The 8,622-nt window shown below is 54.9% G+C and carries 10 protein-coding genes; 2 read left to right on the plus strand and 8 right to left on the minus strand.

The genetic code is table 11. The features are described 5' to 3' along the window. The coding region (locus MVK46_RS06100) for a class II glutamine amidotransferase (protein WP_297535749.1) at positions 1-542 on the minus strand (542 nt) is incomplete at its 3' end. 70 nt (positions 543-612) lie between these two features. Here MVK46_RS06100 and MVK46_RS06105 point away from each other — a divergent pair. Beyond that, positions 613-1,479 carry a type I restriction endonuclease gene (locus MVK46_RS06105; RefSeq protein ID WP_297535750.1) on the plus strand — a complete coding sequence of 289 codons (867 nt, stop codon included), beginning with the start codon at positions 613-615 and terminating at the stop codon, positions 1,477-1,479. Here MVK46_RS06105 and MVK46_RS06110 read toward each other — a convergent pair. The 7 genes from MVK46_RS06110 to MVK46_RS06140 all read right to left on the minus strand — a co-directional run bounded on the left by MVK46_RS06110 (position 1,476) and on the right by MVK46_RS06140 (position 7,496). Then, a complete protein-coding gene (locus MVK46_RS06110; protein WP_297535757.1) occupies positions 1,476-2,459 on the minus strand; it encodes an AIR synthase family protein in 984 nt (327 codons plus the stop codon). The two genes, MVK46_RS06105 and MVK46_RS06110, sit on opposite strands and share 4 nt — an antisense overlap. 5 nt (positions 2,460-2,464) lie before the next feature. Further along, on the minus strand, positions 2,465-3,550 hold the full coding sequence (locus MVK46_RS06115) for a hypothetical protein (RefSeq protein ID WP_297535751.1): 1,086 nt from the start codon (positions 3,548-3,550) through the stop codon (positions 2,465-2,467). A gap of 47 nt (positions 3,551-3,597) precedes the next feature. Next, entirely contained in the window at positions 3,598-3,771 is a 174-nt protein-coding gene (locus tag MVK46_RS06120; protein WP_297535752.1) for a hypothetical protein, read from the minus strand. 48 nt (positions 3,772-3,819) lie between these two features. Beyond that, positions 3,820-4,632, minus strand: coding sequence for a DUF2202 domain-containing protein (locus MVK46_RS06125; RefSeq protein ID WP_297535753.1), 813 nt, complete (start codon positions 4,630-4,632; stop codon positions 3,820-3,822). An 86-nt stretch (positions 4,633-4,718) separates the two neighbouring features. After that, positions 4,719-4,940 carry a hypothetical protein gene (locus MVK46_RS06130; protein ID WP_297535754.1) on the minus strand — a complete coding sequence of 74 codons (222 nt, stop codon included), beginning with the start codon at positions 4,938-4,940 and terminating at the stop codon, positions 4,719-4,721. After that, positions 4,940-5,593, minus strand: a complete 654-nt coding sequence (locus MVK46_RS06135; RefSeq protein WP_297535755.1) for a DUF4405 domain-containing protein — start codon at positions 5,591-5,593, stop codon at positions 4,940-4,942. Before MVK46_RS06135 ends, MVK46_RS06130 begins: the two co-directional genes overlap by 1 nt. A 133-nt stretch (positions 5,594-5,726) precedes the next feature. Continuing rightward, positions 5,727-7,496, minus strand: a complete 1,770-nt coding sequence (locus MVK46_RS06140) for a ribosome biogenesis/translation initiation ATPase RLI (RefSeq protein ID WP_297535758.1) — start codon at positions 7,494-7,496, stop codon at positions 5,727-5,729. 15 nt (positions 7,497-7,511) lie between these two features. Here MVK46_RS06140 and MVK46_RS06145 point away from each other — a divergent pair, with 15 nt between their 5' ends. Continuing rightward, complete coding sequence (locus MVK46_RS06145) at positions 7,512-7,796, plus strand: hypothetical protein (protein ID WP_297535756.1); 285 nt, start codon at positions 7,512-7,514, stop codon at positions 7,794-7,796. The last annotated feature ends 826 nt before the right edge of the window (positions 7,797-8,622 follow it).

An 8,622-nucleotide genomic window follows, 5' to 3' on the forward strand; every position in this document is an offset into this window, starting at 1 on the left:
AGAGTCCCGGTGTTGAAGGTCGTCTTTGAGAGCCTTATTCCAAGGGAGTAAAGCCTCAGAAGCTCTTCATCATCTAGTCCCTTTAGGGACTTGCAGAGGTATGCTGCGAACGCGTAGCTGTCCGAGGCGTCCTCGAGCCTTTCCGCATCGAGGTTTCCAGCTCTGAGCAACTCCTCCTTGTTGAGGTCCCCGTTGTGCATGAACCAGAAGGAGAAGCCGTTGCACGAGGAGAACTGGAAGGGCTGGGTGTTCAGCAGGTTCACGCTCCCCTGGGACGCGGCCCTGGCGTGGGCCATCAGGACGACCTCATCCCCCAGCCGCTCCATCAAGTCAAAGCGTTCTGAGTCCTCGAAGATTGGCTTCGTTGAACGGTAATGATAAACGGAACCATCCTTCAGGAGGACGTAGCCCCAGCCGTCCCTGTGCTGCCTCTTTCCTCCCCTTTCAGCCCTGTACGGGTCGTTCTCGGCTGACCTCACGAGGGCCTCAAACAGCTCTCTAACCCTTTCCCCGGGTCCGGAGGCAAAGAGTATCCTGCACATGCCGCTCCCCGGGTCAGGTAAATCACAAAAGCTTTTAGGTCTGCCGGTTAACCTATGTTCCGGTGAGTCGATGCTCGAGCGGGCGGTGCTGGAAGTAATGTCGAGGGTTAGCTCCCACAGGGGTCTCTACCTCCGGAACGAGGAGGCCGTGAAGCAGCACCTGATAGGTGAAATAATGCAGGCCCTCGGATGGGCGTGGAGCAATCCGGAGGAGGTCAGACCTGAGGAGAGGACTGAGGACGGGAGGGCCGACTACGCTTTAATCCTCAACGGTGAAATCGTCGCCTTCCTTGAGGCGAAGAACCTCGGTGTGGACGTCCTCAGAAGGGACGAGCCTCTCAGGCAGCTGGCGAAGTACTGCTTCAGCAGGGGTGTGCGCTACGGAATCCTCACGAACGGTGCGAAGTGGGTCGTTGTGAAGTCCTTCTCGGAGGGAACGTCCCTCAGGGACAGGGTGCTCTTCACCGTGGACCTGGAGGAGGAGCCGCTCGAAAGGGCAACCCTGAAGCTGGCACTCCTTTCGAAGGAGCGCATAACCGAGCTTGAAAGGACATCCTCGCTTCTCAGTGCGTTTGAGATGTCGTACAGGGAGCTTTTGAGTTGCGGCTTTGGTGAGGAAGAGCTTCTGAACTTTCTGATGAGCCACGGAAGGCCGTCAGTAATCTCCATCGAGAAGCTCTCCGGTGTTGAAAGGCCGAGGGCAGTTTACGTGTATGAGAACGGGTGGAAGCCGCTTCCTCTCGGTGAGAGGACCCTCAAAGGCGCCCTCATGTCCGTTCTGAATTACTTGGAAGGCCGCTCAAGTCCCGGAAAAGCCAGGGAGATTAGGCAGGTCAGGGAGATACTCGCCCCCATGGACCTCCCGGCGGAGAAGGTTCTTAAGATACTGAGGGGGATTGAGGAAGAGGAGGGGATTAGGATAGGGGTTGAGCTTTAGGCAACGACCTTCCACAGCTCGTCAGTTTTCGGCCTCTCGAGGGGAAGCTCGCGGCCCCTCTCAACGATGACCCTTTCTCCCTCGCTCGTGAACTCGCCTATTATGCTCACGGGGATTCCCATACCGCTAAGCCTCTGGAGAAGTCCGCCGGCGTTCCTCCTTGGAAGCGCTATCAGGAGCGCCCCCGAGCTTATCAAAGCCAGGGGATTTAGGTTGTAGAACTCGCATATCTTCCTCGTCTCGGGAAGGACTGGGATTCTATCGGCGAAAACCCTGAACCCGAGCTCAGCTGCGTTCGCCATTTCGTGCAGTCCGTTGGCGAGTCCTCCTTCAGTCGGGTCGTGCATTCCGCTTGCGAAGTCCCTTGAGGCGAGTGCTTCCTTCACAACGCTTATCAGCTCGATTAATCCCTTGGCCCGTTCAAGTTCCTCCTCGCTCATGACTTCCCTGAGCTCCTCCCCTTTCTCCTCGGCTATTATGGAGGTTCCCTCGAGGCCCACCCACTTCGTGACGACGATTAGGTCACCAGGGCTTATGCGCTCCGGCGATACGAACTTTTCCTTTGGGGCCACACCGAGCATCGTCCCGACGACAATCGGCCGCTTTAGACCGGGGGTTACCTCGGTGTGGCCTCCAATAACGGCAACCCCAAGCTTCCCGGCGTTCTCCTCGATTTCACCCGCTATTCTGAGGGCAAGCCCCTCCTCAGAGTCCTCGGGAAGGAGCACCGTTGAGAGGAACCACCTAGGTTCGGCACCCATAACGGCGACGTCGTTCGCGTTTATGTGGACCGCGTAGAAACCGATTCTCCTCTCTGTTCCGGTTATGGGGTCGGTGGAGGCAACGAGAACCTCGTTGCCGAAGTCTACGACGGCCCCGTCTATCCCCTCCCCCGGTCCTACCAAAACTCTCTCGTCGGAGAATTTAAAGAGCGAGAGGATTGCACGCAGTACCTCCGGGGGGACTTTGCCGGGCAACATGTCCATCACGGCAACAGCAGCTGTCCGGGCAGGGGAGCCGGAGGTATTATACCGTGCTCCCTTATGGTCTTCAGGAGCAGCAGTCTAATCTCCATCTCAATCCTTCTGGCCTTTTCGTAGTCGTGCTCCTTGAGGGCCTCCCTGAGCTGGTCGAGCAATCCTTTCAGCTTGACGAGGGTCTCGGGGTCTATCTGAGCCATGCCGTGGGTCTGGAGTTCGAGTATCTGGAGGTCGAGCTGAAGCTTTGCCGACGGGTTCTCGTTCGCCATCTTAAGCGCGAGGTCAATCTGGAAGCCGGCCATCATCGCGTACCTGTAAGCCATCTGAAGGTTCCCCTTCTGGAGTTCCTCCTTTGCCGAGTTCAGGTTGTCCTGGGCGAGGTTAAGAAGGCCCTTGAGCTGGGAGTCGTTTGCGGTGAGGTTTCTGATGGAGCCGAGCTTGGCCTCCAGCTGGAGGATGAGGTCTTCAAGCTCCTTCTCCGTAACGTTGGCCCTCACAACGGATACGGGCTTCACAACGTCCTCAACCTTCTTCCCAATTTTCTCGCTCATCGGACTCACGACCAGGACGGGGTTCTTCAGGCTTTCCGATTTCAGCGTTGAGTTGACGTACAGAATCACGCCTCTGTCCTTCAGCGCGAGCCTGAGGGCGTAGGCTATGGCGAATGTGTCGTTGCCGGGAACAAGGAACGTCGCGTTTGGCGAAATCAGACCCATTGACTCGAGGCCCTTAATAACAGCTTTGTTCGTTCCGTACCTCGTTTCCCCCCACCATCTGACGACGGTTACGTTAAAGCCCTTCAAATCGGTTGCGTAGTCGTCGAGAACCGCGAGGGGGCCGCCTATTATTATCACCTCACCGGGATTGTAGGCCAGAACCCTTGCGCTCACGGAGGGGTCGTAGATTCCCCAGGGCGTAACGACGATGGGGAAACCCGTGACGTTGGAGACGAACTTCGCCATTGCCAAATCGGCCGGATTATCGCTAACCAGGATTACGATTTTAGCCGGTGTGGACGCGCACAGGACCGAACCGCCGGCTGTGAAGCCCGCCAGCAACACGGCCAGCAGGAGGGCGGCGAGTTTCTTCATCTTGCACCACCGTTTAAAATTGGAGAAGAAGGGGTTAAAACACTATCTCACTTTTTAAGCAGGGCGTAGACTATCAGGCCTATCAACACGAGAGGCAGTAGCAGGAAGGCAAGCCTCGCAAAGAGTAGCAGGAGTCCGAGTATCCCGAGTCCCCACCATCCCCATCCCAGTCCCCGTCTTCCGTGCATGGGACCGAACACAGGGCCGTAGCCCCTGGGCACGCTTCATCCCTCCTAACTAATTCTTTAATTGAACAATAAAAGAAAACTTCAGATGGCCGAGCCGAGCCTCATGAGGAGGCCCCTCATCCAGGCCCAGGCGTGGGCGAACGCGTTGGCGATGGTGCTGGTCACTCCACCGTCCTGGGCAGGACCCATCTGGCCGCCCATCATGCCGTGACCCATTCCGCCCATTCCGTGTGCCGGGGCCGAGCTGAGTATCTCATCGACCTGCTCCTGTGGAAGCACCTGGGCGGTGTAGTTGACTCCCATGGCCTCAAGCTGGCCGACGAATGCCCTCAGGTGGTTCTCGCTGCCGGCCATGAGGTTGCTGTAGACGGTCCTTATGTCCTGGTTGTCAGTCTGGGCTATACGCTCCTCGAGGTCCTTTATGTCGGTCTCCTCTATGAGGGCGCCAACCTTAAGGGCGTCGGCCGTGCTCTGGCTTCCCATCTGGACGAGCTTGTCGTAGAGCGCCTGTATCTCAGGATTCTGGAAGACGCCGACCTCGTTGAGCGTGTCCGGGGCGGTCAGGTTGTACTTCTCAATGAGGCTCATAACCATGTCCATGTGCCTCTGCTCGCTGTTGGCGATGTTGCTGAAAATCTGAAGACCGGTCTCGTTGTACAGGGTCAGGTATACGTCCCTTGCGAGCTTCTCCTCCTCGACCATGTAGAGTATTCCATCGATCTCCTCCTGACTCAGCGGCTGGTAGTAGCTGCTGTTGAGCTGCGGAACTGCCTGAGCCGCGCTCTGGTCAGCGTAAGGGTTTGGCCCGGGGCTGCCGTGCCAGGCCGAAACCATACCGAGACTCAGCCCTATCAGGAGGGCTATGAGTCCCATTCCAATCAAACTTTTCCTCATGTTTTTAACCTCCTCCATGTGTAACTTTAATATTACATATGTGTCAGGGTTTATAAACCTTTCGGTCCAGGCTAAAACGGAAAAGCTCAGACTTCCCGGAGGATTTCCTTAACAGCCTCGCTCTCGCTCCTCAGCTCGGATGCGAGCGAGGTTGTGGCCTTTGCCTCTTCCAGAACGGTGTTCATGTTCCTGTGCAGGGTATAGACCATGAAGATTGTCATTACCAGCAACGCGGCCCATATGCCGAGTATTATGTATTCCACGTAGCCCGGGGTTTCCGCGTAGAGATATTGGGAAAAGGGACCCATCAGCCTTCACCGCCCCTGAGCTTCTCGATGGCCTCCGTCAGTTCCTCCTTGAAGGCCTCCCTGTCGAGGCCGTTGTTCGTTATAACCTCGTCGAGCAGTTCGTCGGGCTGAGCGTTTATGCCGTACTCCGACTTCAGGAGCGATGCGAGGTCCGTCGGGGAGACGTTGTAGAGCTTTGCAACCTGCTCAAGCGTGTATGACTTAAGCATGCTGCCGGTTATCTCAACGGTCAAACTTGAGACGTTTGAGGGCAGTTCAACGGTGACGGCCTTCTCGTCACCGCCCTCGCCGTAGTAGGTCGCGTAAACCCTGAATCCGCCCGCGAGTGCCAGCAACATAACGGCAGTCGCCGCTATCGGCTTCCACTTGGCCTTCCTGAGGGCTGACTTGAGCATCGTAAGCATGCTCCTGAACCCAACCGCAAGGTGAACGGCGACGAGGCCTATCATGGCAAAGCCCATGTAGGTGTGTATCTCCGTCCACGTGTCCTTGTTGAGTCCGAGAAACGTCCATCCGAGCGTTTCCGCTATCCTGCCTGAGGGGGCCAGGTAAAGCGCTATCCCCGATACTGCCATCACGGTAAATACCAGGGTCAGGAGCAGGTCTATACTCCCCCTGAGCCACGCAGGTGCAGTCCACCTTCCCATGTTCATCACCTCAATACCATATGTATACTTTAACTTACATATGGTAGTTTACTTTAAAAACCTTTTGGTTACCCAGAAGCGGGAACTTCAACGTCCGGACTGGAACTGGAAGAAGCGGATAAAGGGGGCAAAAGGGAGTTCAGGCGTAGTAGTACTCGCCTCTGGCTTTCTGCTCCCTGTCCTTTACGGAGCCTTCCTTGTTGGCCCGGGGCCTTCCTGTGTCGGGGTCGCGCCTGAAGGTTACCCCGACCGAGGCCAAAAACCTGTTCATTCCCTCGCGCATGCCCATCGGTTTACTCGCCCTTCCAAACTTACCGGGCCGGCCCTCGAACACAATCAGCCTGTCGCTCAGGTAGTCAACCATCATGACGTCGTGCTCGACTACCAGTGCCGTCCTCTCGTTCTTGGCCATCAGCGACCGGATTGCCTTCGAGACAGCAAGCCTCTGCTCGACGTCGAGATGAGCTGAAGGTTCGTCAAGGAGGTAGAGGTCGGCGTCCCTTATCAGACAGGCGACTATCGCAACCCTCTGAAGCTCTCCACCCGAAAGCTCGCTGACCCTCTTGTCGTATAGCTCCGGAACGCCAAGTGGATTGAGAAGCTCGCTCTTGTAGAAGCTGCTCATCAATTTGCTCGCGTCAATCTTGCTGAGGAGCTCGTAAACGGTTCCGTCGTAGTCGGTCTTGATGTACTGGGGCTTGTAGGAAACGGTCAGCGACCAGTCTATCTCGCCTTCGGTGGGCTTCTCAACTCCCGCCAGCATTTTCACGAAGGTGGTCTTACCTATTCCGTTCGGGCCGACGATTCCAACCACCTCGCCGATGTACAGCTCGCCACCTTCAGCTTCGAGCCTGAACGAACCGTAGTCCTTCACGAGCCTCGGATACTCCACGAGGATTTCGCCCTCCTGGCTCTTGCGCTCGCTCTTCTTGGTGAAGCTTATCTCGTAGGGCCTAAAGCGGACGTTCTCATCCCTTAAATAGCCCCTGAGGAACTCGTTTATGCCGTTTCTGGTTGATTTCGGCTGGGAGAATATGCCGTAGGCACCGGGTTTGCCGTAAACGACGTGGATTATGTCGCTCATGTAGTCGAGAATGGCCAAATCGTGCTCCACAGCAAGAACGTTCTTTCCCGAGTCGGCGAGCTTTCTGATTATCTTCGCTATCTTGAGCCTCTGCCTTATGTCGAGGTAGCTCGAAGGCTCGTCGAAGAAGTAGAACTGGGCGTTTCTAAGGAGGGCCGCCGCTATTGCAACCAACTGAAGCTCACCGCCGGAGAGCTGTCTTATGTCCCTGTCGAGGATTCCCTCAAGTTCAAGCTCTCTAACGACTTCCTCGAACCTTCCGCTCTCATCTGCCTTTTTGAGCAGGTCGCGGACCTTTCCCCTAACGGCCTTGGGGATTAGGTCCACGTACTGGGGCTTGACGACCGGCCTAATCTCCCCGTTCTTGAGCCTCTCGAAGTAGTTCTGAAGCTCACTTCCCCTGAAGGCCCTAATCACGTTGTCCCAGCTGTCGTTGTCGCCACAGAGGTTCGGCAAGAGCTGGCCCGAGAGGATTTTGACCGCGGTGGTCTTACCGGTTCCGTTCGGTCCGAGGATTCCGACGACCATTCCGTCCTTAACCACCGGAAGGCGGTAGAGGACGAAGCCGTTGATTCCATAGCGGTGAACGCAGTCCTCCTCAAGTTGCTCCGGCAGGTTGACTATCGTTATCGCGTTGAAGGGGCACTTGTGGACGCAGATTCCGCAGCCGGTGCAGCTGGCCTCCTGTATGACCGGTCTGTAGTTTTCCTCGTCTATGATTATCGCCTCACCGCCCATTCGGTTGACCGGACAGACGCGCTCGCAGAGGAAGTGACCGCACTTGTCCGGGTTACACTTGTCGTAGTCGATGACCGCAACGCGCATCTTCACCACCGGGCTATGCTGAGGGCGAGGATTTTAAAGGGTTGCGGGGGAAGGCGATGGGCATCTTTTTCCAGTCAGCTCCTCCCGAAAAAAAGTGCAACGGAAAGGCCGGCTTTTCTCAAGAAGAAGGCGGTGCCGGTTTTACTGTTTGGGACTGGGCTTGTAAACTTCGTTGTTGATGTTTCGGACTTTTTACAGTCTCATTTTTCAATTGTGTTCATCTGGAAACAAGGCAGTTCCCAGCCCGAAACCGGAAACGGGGAGACGAATGACCCGGCGGGCGATTGTTTTCCAAGATAAAACTCTCAAACCCAAAGAAAAATTCCGAGAAGAGATTTCCCATTTTTACGCTACATAAGAGTACCACCGTGCACGGGTTTGACAGAAAAAGATGGAAAAAGCTTAAAATTCCAATTCAGGCGGTAATACGGTCGAATTGATGGAATAAGGGTGAATAAACTGTTTTCTAGGTTAGAGTTTAATGGAGTATTCTGGAGGCTTTTTTTCGGCTTTTAGAGGCTTCTCCTTGGAATGCGGTGGAGTGAAAAATTCCGATTGGGTTTTATTTTCACAGTTGAGTTTTGTTCTCTCTTGATTGCTGTTTTGTCCGTTTTTGAGGGTTTCTTTTTGGTGTTTGGGTTTTCTGCTTTCCTCGTTTGGGTTTTTACTATTTATTGTAGTTTAGATTAGGCTTTTTCGTGTTTTGTTTTTCTGGGCTTCTGGTTGGGTAAATTTTTTAAGGGGAAGTTCTCCTTCTTTTATTGTCCGAAAGGACGAAAAAACCCGAGGGTTTACAAACCTCTAGAAGAATGGCTACTTATTTACCCTGGCCACTAGCAACCCCCCCGTAATATTCCTCAAGAGTTTACAAACCTCTAGAAGAATGGCTACGTGCTCTGGGCGGCGTCAGCTATCATCTGCAACCGCCTCGTTTACAAACCTCTAGAAGAATGGCTACGTGGTGTCACGTACTTCTTTCTCAAATACTCAATCACATTGACGTTTACAAGCCTCTAGAAGAATGGCTACAGCAACGACTGCTTCCGGGTACACTTCTGCGAGTGTGTCGAGGAATTCTGGTTTACAAGCCTCTAGAAGAATGGCTACTGTACACTTCCACGACTAC

The sequence above is a fragment of the Thermococcus sp. genome (genome assembly GCF_027066465.1).
Taxonomy (GTDB): Archaea; Methanobacteriota_B; Thermococci; order Thermococcales; family Thermococcaceae; genus Thermococcus.

Bases quoted from the DNA above. Each gene is read 5' to 3' on its own strand.
- MVK46_RS06130 (WP_297535754.1), bottom strand. From the start codon at position 4,940: ATGGGTCCCTTTTCCCAATATCTCTACGCGGAAACCCCGGGCTACGTG.
- MVK46_RS06105 (WP_297535750.1), top strand. From the start codon at position 613: ATGCTCGAGCGGGCGGTGCTGGAAGTAATGTCGAGGGTTAGCTCCCAC.
- MVK46_RS06115 (WP_297535751.1), bottom strand. From the start codon at position 3,550: ATGAAGAAACTCGCCGCCCTCCTGCTGGCCGTGTTGCTGGCGGGCTTC.
- MVK46_RS06135 (WP_297535755.1), bottom strand. From the start codon at position 5,593: ATGAACATGGGAAGGTGGACTGCACCTGCGTGGCTCAGGGGGAGTATA.
- MVK46_RS06110 (WP_297535757.1), bottom strand. From the start codon at position 2,459: ATGTTGCCCGGCAAAGTCCCCCCGGAGGTACTGCGTGCAATCCTCTCG.
- MVK46_RS06140 (WP_297535758.1), bottom strand. From the start codon at position 7,496: ATGCGCGTTGCGGTCATCGACTACGACAAGTGTAACCCGGACAAGTGC.
- MVK46_RS06145 (WP_297535756.1), top strand. From the start codon at position 7,512: ATGCTGAGGGCGAGGATTTTAAAGGGTTGCGGGGGAAGGCGATGGGCA.
- MVK46_RS06125 (WP_297535753.1), bottom strand. From the start codon at position 4,632: ATGAGGAAAAGTTTGATTGGAATGGGACTCATAGCCCTCCTGATAGGG.